The 17,621-nt window shown below is 60.9% G+C and carries 15 protein-coding genes; 9 read left to right on the top strand and 6 right to left on the bottom strand.

Annotation, left to right across the window (positions count from 1 at the left end; all coding sequences use genetic code 11):
• Positions 1-37: 37 nt before the first annotated feature.
• From AOA60_RS18525 to AOA60_RS18535, 3 genes are all read right to left on the bottom strand, one after another.
• Positions 38-1,150, bottom strand: a complete 1,113-nt coding sequence (locus AOA60_RS18525) for an ABC transporter ATP-binding protein (RefSeq protein WP_099585659.1) — start codon at positions 1,148-1,150, stop codon at positions 38-40.
• A gap of 214 nt (positions 1,151-1,364) precedes the next feature.
• Positions 1,365-1,994, bottom strand: coding sequence for a response regulator transcription factor (locus AOA60_RS18530; protein WP_099585660.1), 630 nt, complete (start codon positions 1,992-1,994; stop codon positions 1,365-1,367).
• An 18-nt stretch (positions 1,995-2,012) separates the two neighbouring features.
• Positions 2,013-4,007 (bottom strand): transporter substrate-binding domain-containing protein, encoded by a 1,995-nt coding sequence (locus AOA60_RS18535; protein ID WP_099585661.1) that lies wholly within the window; start codon positions 4,005-4,007, stop codon positions 2,013-2,015.
• A gap of 77 nt (positions 4,008-4,084) precedes the next feature.
• Between AOA60_RS18535 and AOA60_RS18540 the strand changes: the two genes are divergently transcribed.
• Entirely contained in the window at positions 4,085-5,059 is a 975-nt protein-coding gene (locus tag AOA60_RS18540; protein ID WP_099585662.1) for an alpha/beta hydrolase family protein, read from the top strand.
• Positions 5,060-5,128: 69 nt separating this feature from the next.
• On the opposite strand, the gene AOA60_RS18545 is transcribed toward AOA60_RS18540, so the two are convergent.
• The 3 genes from AOA60_RS18545 to AOA60_RS18555 are packed head-to-tail and all read right to left on the bottom strand — an operon-like array spanning position 5,129 to position 7,594.
• Complete coding sequence (locus AOA60_RS18545; protein ID WP_099585663.1) at positions 5,129-5,896, bottom strand: TerB family tellurite resistance protein; 768 nt, start codon at positions 5,894-5,896, stop codon at positions 5,129-5,131.
• 1 nt (position 5,897) lies between these two features.
• Positions 5,898-6,572, bottom strand: a complete 675-nt coding sequence (murU, locus tag AOA60_RS18550) for an N-acetylmuramate alpha-1-phosphate uridylyltransferase MurU (RefSeq protein ID WP_099585664.1) — start codon at positions 6,570-6,572, stop codon at positions 5,898-5,900.
• Complete coding sequence (locus AOA60_RS18555) at positions 6,569-7,594, bottom strand: aminoglycoside phosphotransferase family protein (RefSeq protein ID WP_099585665.1); 1,026 nt, start codon at positions 7,592-7,594, stop codon at positions 6,569-6,571. Before AOA60_RS18555 ends, murU begins: the two co-directional genes overlap by 4 nt.
• Positions 7,595-7,724: 130 nt before the next feature.
• Between AOA60_RS18555 and AOA60_RS18560 the strand changes: the two genes are divergently transcribed.
• The 8 genes from AOA60_RS18560 (at position 7,725) to AOA60_RS18595 (ending at position 17,529) form a co-directional block, all read left to right on the top strand.
• Positions 7,725-10,538: an LPS-assembly protein LptD gene (locus AOA60_RS18560; RefSeq protein WP_099585666.1), complete on the top strand. Its 2,814-nt coding sequence runs from the start codon at positions 7,725-7,727 to the stop codon at positions 10,536-10,538.
• Complete coding sequence (locus AOA60_RS18565; RefSeq protein ID WP_099585667.1) at positions 10,513-11,853, top strand: peptidylprolyl isomerase; 1,341 nt, start codon at positions 10,513-10,515, stop codon at positions 11,851-11,853. Before AOA60_RS18560 ends, AOA60_RS18565 begins: the two co-directional genes overlap by 26 nt.
• Positions 11,850-12,839, top strand: a complete 990-nt coding sequence (gene pdxA, locus AOA60_RS18570; protein ID WP_099585668.1) for a 4-hydroxythreonine-4-phosphate dehydrogenase PdxA — start codon at positions 11,850-11,852, stop codon at positions 12,837-12,839. Before AOA60_RS18565 ends, pdxA begins: the two co-directional genes overlap by 4 nt.
• The gene (gene rsmA / locus AOA60_RS18575; protein WP_099585669.1) at positions 12,836-13,648 is read left to right on the top strand and encodes a 16S rRNA (adenine(1518)-N(6)/adenine(1519)-N(6))-dimethyltransferase RsmA; all 813 of its coding nucleotides are present in this window, start codon (positions 12,836-12,838) and stop codon (positions 13,646-13,648) included. Before pdxA ends, rsmA begins: the two co-directional genes overlap by 4 nt.
• Before the next feature lie 103 nt (positions 13,649-13,751).
• Positions 13,752-14,132, top strand: coding sequence for a Co2+/Mg2+ efflux protein ApaG (gene apaG, locus AOA60_RS18580; protein WP_099585670.1), 381 nt, complete (start codon positions 13,752-13,754; stop codon positions 14,130-14,132).
• Positions 14,132-14,983 carry a symmetrical bis(5'-nucleosyl)-tetraphosphatase gene (locus tag AOA60_RS18585; protein WP_099585671.1) on the top strand — a complete coding sequence of 284 codons (852 nt, stop codon included), beginning with the start codon at positions 14,132-14,134 and terminating at the stop codon, positions 14,981-14,983. Before apaG ends, AOA60_RS18585 begins: the two co-directional genes overlap by 1 nt.
• Positions 14,984-14,992: 9 nt before the next feature.
• Entirely contained in the window at positions 14,993-15,322 is a 330-nt protein-coding gene (gene glpE / locus AOA60_RS18590) for a thiosulfate sulfurtransferase GlpE (protein WP_099585672.1), read from the top strand.
• Between the two features lie 284 nt (positions 15,323-15,606).
• The gene (locus AOA60_RS18595) at positions 15,607-17,529 is read left to right on the top strand and encodes a PrkA family serine protein kinase (RefSeq protein WP_017739508.1); all 1,923 of its coding nucleotides are present in this window, start codon (positions 15,607-15,609) and stop codon (positions 17,527-17,529) included.
• The last annotated feature ends 92 nt before the right edge of the window (positions 17,530-17,621 follow it).

A 17,621-nucleotide genomic window follows, 5' to 3' on the forward strand; every position in this document is an offset into this window, starting at 1 on the left:
CTCTCCACGTGCAGGGTTGGTGAAGCCATGGGGGCGATCAATTCGCCTCTAGAAGTGGGTCGAGTGCGCGAACGTGCTCGACTTGCCAGCCAATCGGTACCACGTCGCCGACCGCCAGGGCTGGGTCCAGCTCGGCAATCGGTTGTTTCACAAAAAAATCGGCCTTTCCGCAGACTTCCAGGCGCACACGCACGTGGTCGCCCAGGTAGATGAATTCCGCCACCCGCCCGGAGAAGCGGTTGACGCAGCTTTCGCTGGAGCCATTGAGACTGACCCGTTCCGGACGTACCGACAGCGTGACCGGGCCACCGATCTGGCCGACGTTGATCGCCAGCGCTTCGACCTTCTCGCCCCGCGCCAACTCGACCACGCAGCGGTCACCGGTATGGCTGTGCAGACGACCATTGAGGCGGTTGTTCTCGCCGATGAAATTGGCGACAAAAGTGTTCTTCGGCTCTTCATACAGGGTGCGCGGCGGGGCGATCTGCTGGATCTCGCCCTGGTGGAACACCGCCACTCGGTCGGACATGGTCAGGGCTTCACCCTGGTCGTGGGTCACGTACACCACGGTCACGCCGAGGCGTTGGTGCAGGTGCTTGATCTCCATCTGCATGTGTTCGCGCAGTTGTTTGTCGAGGGCGCCGAGGGGTTCATCCATCAGCACCAATTGCGGTTCGAACACCAGCGCACGGGCCAGGGCCACACGCTGTTGCTGGCCGCCAGACAGTTGTGCCGGGTAACGCTGGGCGAAGGCGTCGAGCTGGACCATGCTCAACACACGCTTGACCCGCTCGCTGACGTCGGTCTTGCTCAAGCCGCGTACAGACAAGGGAAACGCCAGGTTCTCGGCCACGGTCATGTGCGGGAACAGCGCATAGTTCTGGAACACCATGCCGATGTCGCGCTTGTGCGGCGGCACGTTGTTGATGGAACGCCCGGCCAGCTGGATTTCACCGGCGGTCGGCGTTTCAAAGCCCGCGAGCATCATCAGGCTGGTGGTCTTGCCCGAACCGGAAGGCCCGAGCAAGGTGAGGAACTCGCCCTTGCGAATTTCCAGGTTGAGGTCTTTGACGATCAGGTTCTCGCCGTCGTAGCTCTTCTGCACGCCACGAAAGCTGACCAGCACATCATTTGAATCCACCTCGCTCATACCCGCACCTTTGTGTTTTGGACTGCTGTGGCACAAGCGTAGTCCAGGCGCGAGGCCCCGGAAATCGGGGGCCAGGAGAGAATTGCATCAGCCGGATGGAAGGTTGGGGGTAGGGATTGCCCTACACGGATGGCGGGAATGGAACAGTGCCGTGGTGCGAAGCGCCGGGCATCGCGTCAGCGCGGTTTAAAGCAGGTCGCAAACAGGCATGTCGTCACAACAGCTTGTGTTCCATGGCGTACTTCACCAGATCAGCCAGGGAGGTGATATTGAGCTTTTGCATCAAGCGCGCCTTGTGGGTGCTGATGGTCTTGCTGCTCAGCGCCAGCTGCTGGGCGATGTCATTGACGTTGGCGCCTTGAGCCAGGCGCTCGAACACCGAAAACTCACGCTCCGAGAGCAGCGAGTGCAACGGCCGGGCATCGGTGAGGCCGACTTCGAAGACCATACGGTCCGCCAAATCCGGATCGATGTAGCGCCCGCCCGCCGCGACCTTGCGAATCGCCGTGAGCAACAGCGCCGGGTCGCTGTCCTTGGTCGCGTAACCAGCGGCGCCGACCTTCAGGGCGCGGGCAGCCATTTGCGCTTCATCGTGCATCGACAGCACCAGGATCGCCGGCGGGTTACTCAATGCACGGATCCGGGCAATGGCTTCCAGGCCGTTGACGCCGGGCATCGAGATATCCAGCAACACCACCTCGCACGGCACGTGGCGTAAGGTCTCCAGCAACTGCTCGCCATTGCTCGCCTCCCCCACCACCAGCAGGTCTTTGGCCAGGCCGATCAGTTGCTTGATGCCTTCACGAACGATGGTGTGGTCTTCGGCTACCAGTACACGGATCACAGGAATTTCCTCTTGGTGTTATGCATCCAGCGGCACCGTCACACTCAGGGTAGTGCCCTCCCCCAACTCGCTGTGCAGGCTCAATTGCCCGCCCATGATCAGCACGCGCTCGCGCATACCGACCAAGCCAAACGATACCGCACGGCCTTCAGGCTGGACGAAACCGACCCCGTCGTCGCTGATGGTCAGCCGCAAATCCGTGCCTTCTATGGCCAGGGTCAGCTCCACAGTATGCGCCTGGGCATGGCGCATCACGTTGGTCAGCGCTTCCTGCAGGATACGAAACAGGCCGATGGCCTTGGCGTCGCTCAGGGCCGGCAGGTTATCCGGCACCTGAACCAGGCAGGGAATCTGCGTGCGCGCTTCGAAGCGTCGGGCCTGCCATTCAATCGCGGAGGCGATGCCGGCGTCGAGGATCGGTGGGCGCAGCGCCGTCGCGACGTCCCGCACCAGTTGGAACAGTTGAGCGATCAGGCGCTTCATGCTGTTCAAGCGCTCGTGCAGGCCGGGGTCCAGTTGCGCATAGGCCAACTCGCACATGGAGGTTTCCAGCTTGAGCACGGTGAGCATCTGCCCGAGCTCATCGTGAACTTCCCGGGCGATGCGGGCTTTTTCTTCTTCGCGCACGGTTTCCAGGTGGGCCGAGAGTTCGCGCAGTTGCGCTTCACTTTGCATCAACGCGGCCAGCGTGCGGCGCAACTCGGTGACATCGTTCAGGTAGACCACCAAGTACTCGGCCTCGGCAAACCGCAGAAAGCTCAAGGACACGTTGGCCGGCAGGATGCTGCCGTCGGCGCGTAAACAATCGGTGGCGAAGTTCTGCGGCCCCTCTTCGCTGGCCCGTGCGCGCTTCCACAGGTTGAGCCAACGGTCCATGTCCAGGGTCGGATCGAGGTCGACGAGCGGGCGCTCGATCAGCGCACCCGGGGCGTAACCGAGCATGCTTTCGGCGGCGTGGTTGGCGTAGCGCACATGGCTGTCCCAATTGACCCATAGGATGCCGACGGTGCTTTGGTCGATGGAAAACTGCGTCAACCGCAGCGCTTGCGCACCCGCGGCGCGGGCGGCGCTTTCTTCCCGCGCAGCCAGCAGTCCATGTTCGAGCACGCGTTGCTGGCGGCGCTGCCAGAACACGGTCGCCAGACTGGCGAGCAGCAGCAGGCTCAGCAACAGGCTGAGGTTCTGCCACAGCCCAGGCGACTCCGATAACCGTGGGTATTTGGGTTGCAGCCAACGGCTGTGCAGTTGATCCAGGTCGCGGGCCGGGATAGCGGCCAGGGCACTTTCCATGATGCCCGCCAGTTCGGGCCAATCCCTGCGCGTGGCCACCCGCAGCAATTGCGGCAGACCGATGTCCCCCACCACCGCCAGGCCGGCGAACTCGGCCTCGCCAGACAGTCGGCTCAATTGCGCTTCATCCACCACGGCATAACGTGCCTGCTGGCTGACCAACAACTGCAAGGCCTGGCGCTCAATGGGCACGCCCTGCAGGTTGAGGCTCGGATAAGTGCTGCGCAGGTAATCGGCCACCGCGCTGGGCATGCGCACGGCAACGCGGGACTGATCGTCGAGTTTTTCCAGCTCCACCGCACCGCCGCCCTCGCGGACGCCGACGATATGCTGGGGCACGCGCATATAGGGGTCGCTGAATAACCACAGGCGCAAACCAGCCGGGGTTTGTTGCAGGCCGGGGGCGATGTCCACTTCGTCATCGCGGACGGCGGCTTCCAGTTGCTCCTGGTTAGGGAAGTTGCGCCAGGTCAGCTCGATATTCAGCGCCTTGGCCAGCGCCTGCATCAACTCCACATTGGCCCCGGACAAGCGCTGCAGGCGCCGGTCGTACTGCGCGTAGGGCACTTGCAGCACCACGCCCACCCGCAACTCCGGGTGCCGGGCCAGCCATTCGCGCTGCTGCGCAGTGAGCTGCGCCTGCGGGGCGGCAGGCGCGGGGGAGGCGTTTGCGATCAAGGCGACGCACAAACAGCCGATAACCAGCAGACAGCGAAAACCCATGATCCACGTCTCACATCACTGACAAAAACTGACCAACCCTTTAGGCTGCTGGAATCTCTTCTGGCCGGAAATCAACGATGCCCTATCGAAACCGTTCGGCACTGCCAGCATTGTGCCTGTCGCTGCTGTTTACCAGTGCCTTTTCTGTACAGGCTGCTGACGCCCCCGCGCCGGCTGCCGAAAAACCTGTCGAGCGCCAACCCCTGCTTGAGCGCAGCCAGGAAGACGCCAGCGCGCTGGAGCGCACGATACCGCAGCAGGAACAGCAACAGCTGCAGGCCGGCAGCGACTCATTCCTCGCCCTGTGGAAACCGGCCAACAGCGCCGAACCCGAAGGCGTGGTGATTATCGTACCCGGCAGCGGTGAAAGTGCTGACTGGCCGCAAGCAATCGGCCCGTTGCGACGCAAATTGCCGGACGCCAATTGGGGCAGTCTCAGCCTGTCGTTGCCGGATGTGAGCGTCGACACCCTGCCGCCGCGCGTGATGGAAGCGCCCAAGGCCACCGTCGACACCAGCAGCAAGGATGCGAGCACCGCCGACAAACCGATCGAACAAGCCGCCAGCGCCGAAGCGGAAGGCACCGATCCGTCAGTGGTGCCGGGTGTCGACGAGCAAGACAAGACCGACGCCTCGCGCATCTTTGACCGCATTGACGCGGCCGTGGCCTTTGCCCAGACCCAAAGCGCACGCAGTGTGGTGCTGGTGGGCCATGGCACTGGCGCCTGGTGGGCTGCACGTTACCTGAGCGAGAAACAGCCGTCTCAAGTGCAAAAGTTTGTGATGGTCGCGGCGCAGACGCCTAACGGGCGCCATCCGGATGTGCAGCAACTGGCGCCCGGACTGAAACTGCCGACTGCCGATGTTTACTATCAGGACAACGCACAGGCACGCAAAAACGCCCAGGCCCGTGCCCAGGCAGCCAAGCGATTGAAGAACGATGGCTACAAGCAGGTGTCACTGAAGACCTTGCCCGGCAACAGCGCTGCGGAACAGGAGCAGTTGTATCGCAGGATTCGCGGATGGTTGAGCCCGCAGGCCAGCACCGACTGAGGAACAGTACATACCCAATGAGGGAAGGGACTTGCCCCCTCCCACATTGGTTTATGGTTATCCGTGAATCTAACGAAAATCCCGGCGCTCACGAATCAGCGCATAGGCGTTATGCAGCTCGCGAGTGCGCTCGGTGGCCTCATGCACTTGCGTAGGGGTGGCGCCACCGCCGGCGACTTTATCCGGGTGGTGGCGGCTGAGCAGCCGACGGTAGGCACGCTTGATGACCGACGGTTCGGTGGTGGCGGTTACACCGAGCAAGCGCAGCGCGTCCTGATAACTGCCGCCGCGATTGACCAGTGTCTTGCGCTCGGGTGTGTAGTCCGCCGCCAAGGCCTTGAGCTGCTGCGGTGTCCAGCCCAACCACTTGCCCCACAAGTCGATCAGGTCGCGCTCGGCGTCATCCGCCCTGCCGTCCGCCCAGACCATCCGCCAACAGGCGCGCAACACACCTTCCGCTGCATGGGGCTGGGCCTTGAGCACACGCAGATAACTGCGCACACGGTCTGAGCCGGACTTACCCCGATTGAACGCGGCAATCGCGCGGCGCTGCGCGGACTCGGTCATGTCCAGCGAACGCATCTCCTGTCGCGCCTGCTGAATATGCCCGTCCACCACGCGCCCGTTGCTTTTGGCCAGGCGCCCGAGCAATACAAACAACAACTCATCATTGCGCAGCACCGGACGACCACCCATGCGCTCGCGCAGCTGAGCCCAGCTGTGCAGTTGCATTCGACGGTCCAGGGCCTGGCCCAGCAATGCACCCAACAAGGCCCCCGGAATACTGGCAATGGCGAAGCCAGCCCCGGCGCCGATCAGCGTCCCTGGCCACAACATGCTACTGCCCCGCTGTCAGCAGGGTTTCGACTTGCGCCAGGCGCTCCAGCGTGCCGACATCAATCCAGCGTCCCGCCATGTGTTCCCCCGTTACCAAACCTTTAGCCATAGCCTCGCGCAACAGAGGCGCCAGCTTGAAGGCACCGGCACTGCAACCCGCGAACAACTGGGGGTCGAGCACTGAAATGCCACTGAAGGTCAGGTTATCGGCACCGGGCGCCGCATCATGAAGCAGACCCTGATCCAGGTAGAAATCGCCGCCCGAAGGGTGATGCGCCGGGTTGTCGACCATCACCAAGTGGGCCAGGCCCTCGAGCGGCCGCTTGAGTTGGGTGAAGTCGTAATCGGTCCAGATATCGCCATTGACCACCAGGAAAGGCTCATCCCCCAGCAACGGCAACGCCTGGAAAATCCCGCCGCCGGTTTCCAGCGGTTCGCCCTCCGGGGAGTAGCGGATGCGCAAGCCAAACTGTGCGCCATCCCCCAGGTAGCTCTCGATCTGCTGACCGAGCCAGGCGTGGTTGATCACGATATCGGTGAAACCAGCCTTGGCCAGCGCCTCCAGGTGATATTCGATCAGCCGCTTGCCGCCGGCCTGCACCAGCGGCTTGGGCGTGTGCAAGGTGAGCGGACGCATCCGCTCGCCTTTGCCGGCGGCCAGGATCATGGCCTTCATACCATTGCCTCAGCGGGTTGGCGCAGGCTGGTGAGCAACTCAGCCAATTCGCTCAACTCCGGACGATCCGCGATCACTGCTTCTATATAAGCAAAGAAACGCGGCACGTCGGCCAGGTAGCGCGGCTTGCCGTCGCGATGGCAAATGCGCGCGAAGATGCCGATGACCTTGAGGTGGCGCTGCACGCCCATCAGGTCGCTGGCACGCAGGAAGTCATCGAAATCCCGGTGCACCGGGATGCCAGCCTGGCCTGCACGCTCCCAATAGCCGCGCTGCCATTCACGCACGCGCCCCTGGGGCCAGCTGAGGAAGGCGTCCTTGAACAGGCAGGTAATGTCGTAGGTGACTGGGCCGTAGACCGCGTCCTGGAAATCCAGCACGCCGGGGTTCGGCTCGCTGATCATCAGGTTGCGCGGCATGTAGTCGCGGTGCACCAGCACTTTGGGCTGCGCCAGGGCGCTCTCGATCAGGCGGTCGCTGACACGCTGCCAAAGGTCTTGTTGTTGTGCATCCAACTCGACGCCCAGATGGCGGCGTATGTACCACTCGGGGAAGAGTTCCAGCTCGCGGCGCAACAAGGCGACGTCATAACTGGGCAGCGGCGCATCCATCGGCAACTGTTGGAACGCCAGCAAGGCATCGATGGCGTCGGCAAAGAGTTGATCGGCGTTTTGCTCGTCAATCACGTCCAGGTAGGTTTTTCTGCCAAGGTCATTGAGCAAAAGAAAGCCGCGCGGCAGATCTTCTGCATAAATTTTTGGAACATTTACGCCCGACTTCGCCAGTAAATGGGCGATATCGACGAAGGGTTTGCAGTTTTCCTGGGGGGGCGGCGCGTCCATTACCACGAAAGTCCGGCCGCCGCCTTCCCAACGGAAGTAACGCCTGAAACTCGCGTCGCTGCTGGCCGCAGTCAATGTGGCCGGGGGTACGGGGCCCCAGTCCTGAGCGTTGAAAAGGATCGGCAACTGCTCATCCAGCCAGACTTCCAGCTGTAGTAAACGTAGATCTTGCTCGGGCATTACAAGGGTCTCCGACGGCGCTAGCCGTCAAGCGGGGCATGCTTTATTATCACGCATCTTTTTCAGACCATCGAGAGGCGTGCGGCCCAAACCGCGGGCAGATGGCACGCAGGAAGCCCGGACTAATAAGATGGCATTGAAATCCCCCGCGTTTCGTAGAAAATTTCCGTTGCTGGTAACCGGCAGTCTGCTGGCCATGCAACCCTTCGCCACCTCATTCGTGGTCGCCGCGGAACAGTATGACTGCTCAGTCTCTGCTTCGGGTGCCTGGGATTGCGCGCCGAAAACCGCCGCTGCCCCGTTGCCACCGCGCCCGGTGCATGACGGCGCTGCCGTCAGCTCGGCCAACAGCACGGCGCAGGCCGATGCTGGTGGCAGTGCCGCGGCCGAACCCAAGACTGCACTGGTCACCGAATCCAAGGGCCGTGGCCTGCGCTCGCGCAGCGCCGATTACAGCCACTTGGACTGGGTACCTCGCGAAAAGTTGACCGCAGCCCAGCTGGCCGAAACCGGTCCTTATTGCGGCGGTGCGTACATCGAGCCGAATCGTCCTGGCATGAACGACAAGACGAACAAGAGCGATGCGCCCACCTTCATCGGTGCCAAGGCCTCTCGTTACGAGCAGGAACAACAAGTCGCAACCCTGGCCGGTGACGTTGTCATGCGCCAGGGCAGCATGCAGCTTGAAGCCGAAGAAGCCAGCCTGTACCAGGCGGAAAGCCGCGGCGAGCTGAACGGCAACGTACGACTGCGCGACAACGGTGCACTGATCGTCGGCGACCACGCCCAGGTTCAGCTGGACACGGGTGCGGCGCAGATCGACAACGCCGAATACGTAATGCACAAGTCACGTATCCGCGGTAACGCGCTGTACGCCAAGCGTGCCGAAAACGCGATCATCCGTCTCAAGGACGGTACGTACACCACCTGCGAGCCGGACAGCAACGCCTGGCAACTCAGGGGCAACAACATCACGCTGAACCCGGCCACCGGTTTCGGTACCGCCACCAACGCGACGTTGCGGATCAAGAACATCCCGATCCTGTATACCCCGTATATCTATTTCCCGATCGACGATCGTCGTCAGTCCGGCTTCCTGCCGCCGAGCTTCAGCACCGGCAGCGAAACCGGCTTCACCCTGGTCACGCCGTATTACTTCAACCTGGCGCCGAACTACGACGCCACGTTGTACCCGCAATACATGACCAAGCGCGGCATGATGATGGAAGGCGAATTCCGCTACCTCACCAAGTCCAGCGAAGGCCAGTTCGGCGGCGCGTACCTCAACGACGACAACGACGAACGCAAGCTGCAGACCGATTACGAAAAAACCCGCTATATGCTCAATTGGCAGCATAAAGGCGGGCTGGATTCGCGTGTACTGACCCAGGTCGACTACACAAAGATCAGCGACCCTTATTACTTTCAGGATCTCAAGTCCTACCAGGAAGGTGTCGAGAGCCAGGACTACGTCAACCAGCAGGGTTCCGTGAGTTATCGCGGCGACTCCTTCCAGGCGCGCTTGAATGTCCAGGCTTATCAGCTGGCCACGATCTCCCAGGTCACGCCTTATGACCGGCTGCCTCAGATCACTTTCAATGGTCAGTTGCCCTACCACCCAGGCGGCTTGAATTTCAGCTACGAGACCGAAGCAGTTCGGTTTGAACGCAGCCTGGAAAGCGGCAACTTCATCAATGAAAATGGTAGCTCCGAGCGTCGCCTGGACACCTACGTCAACGGCCTGACCCGTGCAAACGGTACACGCCTGAACGTGGCGCCAGCCGTCTCCTACCCGATGAACTGGACCTACGGCTTTGTGACGCCGAAGCTCAAGTACGTCTACACCAAGTACGATCTTGACTTGGACAACAAAGGCAAGAACGACATCATCGCTGCACAAGCTGCAGCGGCGACAGCTGGCACCCAATATGCCGGTGGCACGTTCAAAAGCTCCCAGGACCGTGCAATTCCTGTAGCCAGCGTAGACAGCGGCCTGTATTTCGACCGCAATACCAACTGGTTCGGCAAAGACTATCGCCAGACCCTTGAGCCGCGCGCGTTCTATCTGTACGTGCCGAACAAGGACCAAAGCGATATTCCGGTGTTCGACACCAGCGAAACCTCGTTCAGCTACGCGTCGCTGTTCCGTGACAACCGCTTCAGCGGCTCCGACCGTATCGGCGATGAAAACAAGCTGTCCCTGGGCTTGACCAGCCGCTGGATCGAAGAAAACGGCTTCGAGCGTCAACGTGTGGCCGTGGGCCAGGCGCTGTATTTCAAGGACCGTGAAGTGCAACTGCCAGGCATCCTGGCCGCCGACCGTGCCGATGCACAGTCCGACGTATCGCCGGTTGCCCTGGACTACGAGTTCCGCTTCAACCGTGACTGGCGCGCCACTGCCAATTACAACTGGGACACCGAGGAGCACAGCCCTCGCTCCGGCAGCGCGATGCTTCATTACCAGCCGGAAGACAACCCGAACAAGATCATCAACGTCGGTTATCGCTATCGTAACGACCAGGTCGTCTACAACCAGCTGACCGGTAAATGGCAGTTCGGTGGCGACTACGGCACACCAGGCTCGGCGAACTACGTGAAGGATTACTACAAAATCCAACAACACGATTTCTCGATGATGTGGCCGATCATTCCTCAGTGGAACCTGATCACCCGCTGGCAGTATGACTACGCACGCAACCGTACCCTGGAAGCCTTCGGTGGTTTCGAGTACGACAACTGCTGCTGGAAACTGCGCGTCATCAACCGTTACTGGGTTTCCAACGACGAATACAGCCAGATCGCCCCGCTGAACGAAAAGGGTGACCACGGGCTCTTCCTGCAAATCGTCCTCAAAGGACTCGGCGGCCTGACCGGCGCCAAGGTAGAGAGCTTCCTCGACAAAGGCATTGAAGGTTATCGTGAACGTGAAGACCAAGCTTTCTGATTGTCTGCGCCCGCTAGTGCTGGGCGCACTGTTCCTGGGGACCGCATCGGCACACGCTGCGGTTCAACAGCTGGACAAGGTTGTGGCCATCGTCGATAACGACGTGATCATGCAGAGCCAACTGGACCAACGCGTCAAGGAAGTTCAGCAAACCATCGCCAAGCGTGGCGGTGGTGTGCCGCCTACCAGCGTCTTGGACCAACAGGTATTGGAACGTCTGATCGTTGAAAACCTGCAACTGCAGATCGGCGATCGCTCCGGCATCCGCATTTCGGACGAAGAGCTGAACCAGGCCGTTGGCACCATTGCGCAACGCAACAACATGAGCATCGATCAGTTCCGCGCCGCCCTGGCTCACGACGGTCTCTCCTATGAAGACGCCCGTGACCAGATCCGCCGCGAGATGATCATCAGCCGTGTGCGTCAGCGCCGGGTGGCCGAGCGGGTTCAGGTGTCCGAACAGGAAGTGAAGAACTTCCTGGCGTCGGACCTGGGCAAGATGCAGCTTTCCGAAGAACTGCACCTGGCCAATATCCTGATCCCGACCCCGGACAGTGCCAACTCCGAGCAGCTCAATGCCGCCGCCGCCAAGACCCAGGCCATTTATGAGCGCCTGAAGGCGGGTGCAGATTTTGCCCAGATGGCAATTGCCCAGTCCGGCAGCGACAACGCTCTTGAAGGCGGCGACATGGGCTGGCGTAAAGCTGCTCAGTTGCCACCTCCGTTTGACCGCGAGCTGAGCGCCATGGAAGTGGGTGGTATCACCCAGCCAGCGCGCACCCCAGGCGGTTTCATCATCCTGAAGTTGCTGGAACGTCGCGGTGGCGAGACCTCGCTGAAAGACGAAGTGCATGTTCGGCATATCCTGGTCAAACCAAGCGAGATCCGCACCGAAGCACAAACCAAGGAACTGGCCCAGAAGATCTATGACCGCATCGAAGGCGGTGAAGACTTCGCCACCCTGGCCAAAAGCTTTTCGGAAGACCCTGGTTCGGCCCTCAACGGCGGCGACCTGAACTGGATCGACCCGAAAGCCCTGGTGCCGGAGTTCCAACAGGTGATGGCCGATACGCCACAGGGCGTGCTGTCCAAACCGTTCAAGACCCAATATGGCTGGCATGTACTGGAAGTCCTTGGCCGTCGCGCCACCGACAACACCAGCCAGGCCCGCGAGCAACAAGCACTGAACGTACTGCGTAACCGCAAATACGACGAAGAGCTGCAAACGTGGTTGCGTCAGATCCGTGACGAAGCCTACGTGGAAAACAAGCTGCCAGGCGCCGAGCAAACAGGCACCGACCAGGCAGTACAGTGAAACCCCAGCGTTTCGCGGTAACACCCGGCGAGCCGGCCGGTATAGGTCCAGACCTGTGCCTGCTGCTCGCCTCGCAGCCCCAGCCACACCCCCTGATTGCCATCACCAGCCGCGACCTGCTCATTGAGCGGGCCGCGCAACTGGGTGTGGCCGTCAACGTGCTGGACGTGGCACCGGGCAACTGGCCCGACCTGCCGGCGCCAGCCGGTAGCCTGTATGTGTGGGATACCCCACTTGCAGCCAAGGTGATTGCCGGGCAACTGGACAAAGCCAATGCGGCATTTGTGCTGCAAACCCTGACCCGAGCCGGGCAAGGCTGCATCGACGGCGACTTCGCAGGCATGATTACCGGCCCGGTACACAAGGGTGTGATCAACGAATCCGGCATCGCCTTTTCCGGCCACACCGAATTCCTCGCTGAACTGACCCACACCGAACAAGTCGTGATGATGCTGGCAACGCACGGCCTGCGGGTCGCACTGGTGACCACGCACCTGCCGCTGCGTGAGATTGCCGACGCCATCACCGCTGAACGCGTGGAGCGCGTCACGCGCATCCTGCACGCCGATCTGCAGAAAAAATTCGGCATCGCCCAACCGCGCATCCTGGTCTGCGGGCTCAACCCCCATGCCGGTGAAGGCGGTCATTTGGGCCATGAAGAAATCGACATCATCGAACCAACCCTGGAGCGTCTGCGCCAAGAAGGCATGGACCTGCGTGGCCCACTGCCAGCGGACACTCTGTTTACCCCCAAATATCTGGAGCACTGCGACGCAGTGCTGGCGATGTACCATGACCAGGGGCTGCCGGTGCTGAAATACAAAGGCTTCGGCGCCGCCGTCAACGTGACACTGGGCCTGCCGATCATCCGCACGTCCGTCGACCATGGCACTGCCCTGGACCTGGCGGGCAGCGGCAAGATCGATACCGGCAGCCTGCACGTGGCCCTGGAAACCGCCTATCAGATGGCCGAGACCCGTATATGACTGAGCATTACCAACACCGGGCGCGCAAGCGTTTCGGGCAAAACTTCCTGCACGACGCCGGCGTGATCGACCGCATCCTGCGCTCCATCCATGCCAAGCCCGAAGACCGCCTGCTGGAAATCGGCCCAGGCCAGGGCGCATTGACCCAAGGCCTGCTGGCCAGCGGTGGCCAATTGGACGTGGTTGAACTGGACAAGGACCTGATCCCGATCCTCAACCAGCAGTTTGCCGGCAAATCCAACTTCAACCTGCACCAGGGCGATGCACTGAAGTTCGACTTCAACTCCCTCAACGCCGCGCCCAACAGCCTGCGCGTGGTCGGTAACCTGCCGTACAACATCTCTACGCCGCTGATTTTCCACCTGCTGAACAACGCCGGGATTATCCGCGACATGCACTTCATGCTGCAGAAAGAAGTGGTGGAGCGCCTGGCCGCAGGCCCTGGCGGTGGTGACTGGGGCCGTCTGTCGATCATGGTTCAGTACCACTGCCGTGTTGAACACCTGTTTAACGTAGGTCCAGGTGCATTCAATCCGCCACCTAAGGTCGACTCGGCCATCGTCCGCCTGGTGCCACATGCCGTTCTGCCGCACCCGGCCAAGGATCACAAGTTGCTGGAGCGCGTGGTGCGCGAGGCGTTCAACCAGCGCCGCAAAACCCTGCGCAACACGCTCAAAGCCCTGCTGAGCAACGCCGAAATCGAAGCCGCCGGCGTCGACGGCAGCCTGCGCCCCGAGCAACTGGACCTCGCCGCGTTTGTGCGCCTGGCCGACCAGCTTGCCATCCAGCCTGCGCCAGCCGCCGACTGAAGCACCCAGGCATGGCCAGACACATGTCTGGCCTAGTGCCCACCTCTTGGCCTAGACTGATCCGCATCTGCTGTCCTCCGCTTTTGCTTTTAAGGCCTCTTGCATGTCCGATCCTCGCTACCAGATCGACGTCAGCGTCGTCACCCGCTTCCTGGCGGACCAATCGCAACCTGAACACAACCGCTTTGCCTTTGCCTACACCATCACGGTGAAGAACAACGGGCTCGTGCCGGCCAAGTTGCTGTCACGCCACTGGGTGATCACCGACGGTGACGGCCAGGTCGAAGAAGTACGCGGCGCAGGCGTGGTTGGCCAGCAGCCGTTGATCGACATTGGCGCCAGCCACACCTACAGCAGCGGCACGGTGATGACCTCCAAGGTCGGCACCATGCAAGGCTCGTATCAGATGAAAGCCACTGACGGCCAACTGTTCGACGCCATCATCAAGCCGTTTCGCCTTGCCGTACCGGGAGCCCTGCACTGATGGCGACCTACGCGGTCGGTGACCTGCAGGGCTGCCTGGAACCGCTCAAGTGCCTGCTTGAGCGCGTGGCCTTCGATCCGGCCAACAATCGGCTTTGGTTGGTCGGTGACCTGGTCAATCGCGGCCCCGAGTCACTGGATACCCTGCGCTACTTATATAGCCTGCGTGATTCCCTGGTATGCGTACTCGGCAACCACGACCTGCATCTACTGGCGGCCGGCAACAATATCGAGCGCCTGAAAAAGGGCGACACGCTACGGGAAATCCTCGAAGCTCCCGACCGGGCCGAGTTACTCGACTGGCTGCGCCGGCAAAAGATCATGCATTACGACGAAGGCCGCAACATGGCCCTGGTGCATGCGGGTATCCCGCCGCAGTGGACACTGAAGAAGGCCCTCAAGTGCGCCGCTGAAGTTGAAAGCGCCCTGGCCGACGACAGCCTGTACACCGCCTACCTCGACGGCATGTACGGCAACGAACCGGTGAAATGGGACAACGACCTGACCGGCGTCGCCCGCCTGCGGGTGATCACCAACTACTTCACGCGCATGCGTTTCTGCACCGCCGAGGGCAAGCTGGACCTCAAGAGCAAGGAAGGCGCCGACACCGCCCTGCCCGGCTACAAGCCCTGGTTCGCCCACAAGGAACGCAAGACCCGTGACACCAAGATCATCTTCGGGCACTGGGCCGCCCTGGAAGGCAAGTGCAATGAACCCGGCGTGTTCGCCCTCGACACCGGTTGCGTGTGGGGTGGCGCCATGACCCTGATGAACATCGACACGGGCGAGCGCCACAGCTGCCAATGCCAGTCCTCCCCTCCCACTACACAGCCGGCCGCCATAAAGCCATAGGAGCCCGCCATGAGCGAATTCAAACGTATCCCTCCCGAACAAGCCCAGGCCTTGCGCGAGCAAGGTGCGGTAGTCGTCGACATTCGTGACCAGCCGACCTACGCGGCTGCTCACATCACCGGCGCCCAGCACCTGGACAACGTCAATATCGCCGACTTCATCCGTGCGGCCGACCTCGACGCGCCGCTGATCGTGGCCTGCTACCACGGCAACTCCAGCCAGAGCGCCGCCGCCTACCTGATCAGCCAGGGTTTCTCCGACGTCTACAGCCTGGACGGTGGTTTTGAGCTGTGGCGTACGACCTATCCTAAGGAAATTTCCTCGGGCGATTCGCAATAATTTTTTTCAAACCCCGCTACCCCGCGTGACGCTTGGGCTCGCGCCGTTTCTGACGAACGGCGCAGGCAAACTAATTGCGTATCGCGCCTTGACCTCCCGGATTCCGAACTATCCTTAAGCGCAGGCCATCCGAATCAGGGGAGAGCCGGTACACCGGCGTGCGGGTCATCGGTAGGGTTTAGGGTGTTCTGGGGGGAAAACAGCCGTTGGCGATTGCCAATGGCTGCCAGCATCGACTGATTGATCCGGCGTCGGCTCCACGTATCGAGCGAGGTGACGACGTCATGAGTATTTTTAGCCACTTCCAACAACGCTTCGAGTCCACACAGCAGGAAGAACTCACGCTTCAAGAGTATCTAGAGCTGTGCAAAAAGGACCGCAGCACCTACGCGTCTGCCGCCGAACGCCTGCTGCTGGCAATTGGCGAGCCGGAGCTGGTGGACACCTCGAACAATTCGCGACTGTCGCGAATATTTTCCAACAAGGTGATCCGCCGCTACCCGGCCTTTGAAGACTTCCACGGAATGGAAGAATGCATTGACCAGATCGTCTCCTATTTCCGCCATGCCGCCCAAGGCCTGGAAGAGAAGAAACAGATCCTTTACCTGCTCGGTCCCGTCGGCGGTGGCAAGTCGTCCCTGGCCGAAAAGCTCAAACAGCTGATCGAGAAAGTGCCCTTTTACGCGATCAAGGGCTCGCCGGTCTTCGAGTCGCCACTGGGCCTGTTCAACGCCACGGAAGATGGCGCGATCCTCGAAGAAGACTTCGGCATCCCACGACGCTACCTCAACACCATCATGTCGCCTTGGGCCACCAAGCGCCTGGCTGAATTTGGCGGCGACATCAGCCAGTTCCGTGTGGTGAAACTCTACCCGTCGATCCTCAACCAGATCGGCGTGGCCAAGACCGAGCCGGGTGACGAAAACAACCAGGATATTTCCGCGCTGGTGGGCAAGGTCGATATCCGCAAACTCGAAGAATTCCCGCAGAACGACGCCGACGCTTATAGCTACTCTGGCGCACTGTGCCGGGCCAACCAGGGCCTGATGGAGTTCGTGGAGATGTTCAAGGCACCGATCAAGGTGCTGCACCCACTGCTGACCGCGACCCAGGAAGGTAACTACAACAGCACCGAAGGCCTGGGCGCGATTCCGTTCACCGGGATTCTGCTGGCCCACTCCAACGAATCGGAATGGCACACCTTTCGCAACAACAAGAACAACGAAGCCTTCATCGACCGGATTTATATCGTCAAGGTGCCGTACTGCCTGCGGGTCAGCGATGAGATCAAGATCTACGACAAACTGCTGTTCAACAGTTCCCTGGCCAAGGCCCATTGCGCACCCGACACCCTGAAGATGCTTGCCCAGTTCACCGTGCTGTCGCGCCTCAAGGAGCCGGAGAACTCAAACATTTACTCGAAGATGCGCGTGTACGACGGTGAGAACCTCAAGGACACCGATCCTAAAGCCAAGTCGATCCAGGAATACCGCGACACGGCGGGCGTGGATGAGGGCATGAACGGCCTGTCGACACGCTTTGCGTTCAAGATCCTGTCCAAAGTCTTCAACTTCGACCCGCACGAGATCGCCGCCAACCCGGTGCACCTGCTCTATGTACTGGAACAGCAGATCGAACAGGAACAGTTCCAGGCGGAAACCCGCGAACGCTACCTGCGCTTCCTCAAGGAATACCTGGCACCGCGCTACATCGAGTTTATCGGCAAGGAAATCCAGACTGCGTACCTGGAGTCCTACAGCGAGTACGGCCAGAACATCTTCGACCGCTACGTGCTGTACGCCGACTTCTGGATCCAGGACCAGGAATACCGCGACCCGGAAACCGGCGAGATTCTCAACCGCGTCGCCCTCAACGAGGAACTGGAGAAAATCGAGAAACCGGCCGGCATCAGCAATCCGAAGGATTTCCGCAACGAAATCGTCAACTTCGTCCTGCGCGCCCGCGCCAACAACAACGGCAAGAACCCGACCTGGCTCAGCTACGAGAAGCTGCGGGTGGTCATCGAGAAGAAAATGTTCTCGAACACCGAAGACCTGCTGCCGGTCATCAGCTTCAACGCCAAGGCCAGCAAGGAGGATCAGCAAAAACACAACGACTTCGTCACACGAATGGTCGAGCGTGGCTACACCGACAAACAGGTACGGCTGCTCTCCGAGTGGTACCTGCGGGTTCGTAAATCACAGTAAGGCAGCGGCAAGCGTTCACTGCCAGGCAGTTGGCCTGGCAGCTGACCGCTTGTCTCTAAGCTTCCAGCTCGCGGCTTGAAGCTTGTAACGTG

The sequence above is a fragment of the Pseudomonas sp. 2822-17 genome (genome assembly GCF_002742485.1).
Taxonomy (GTDB): domain Bacteria; phylum Pseudomonadota; class Gammaproteobacteria; order Pseudomonadales; family Pseudomonadaceae; genus Aquipseudomonas; species Aquipseudomonas cyclaminis.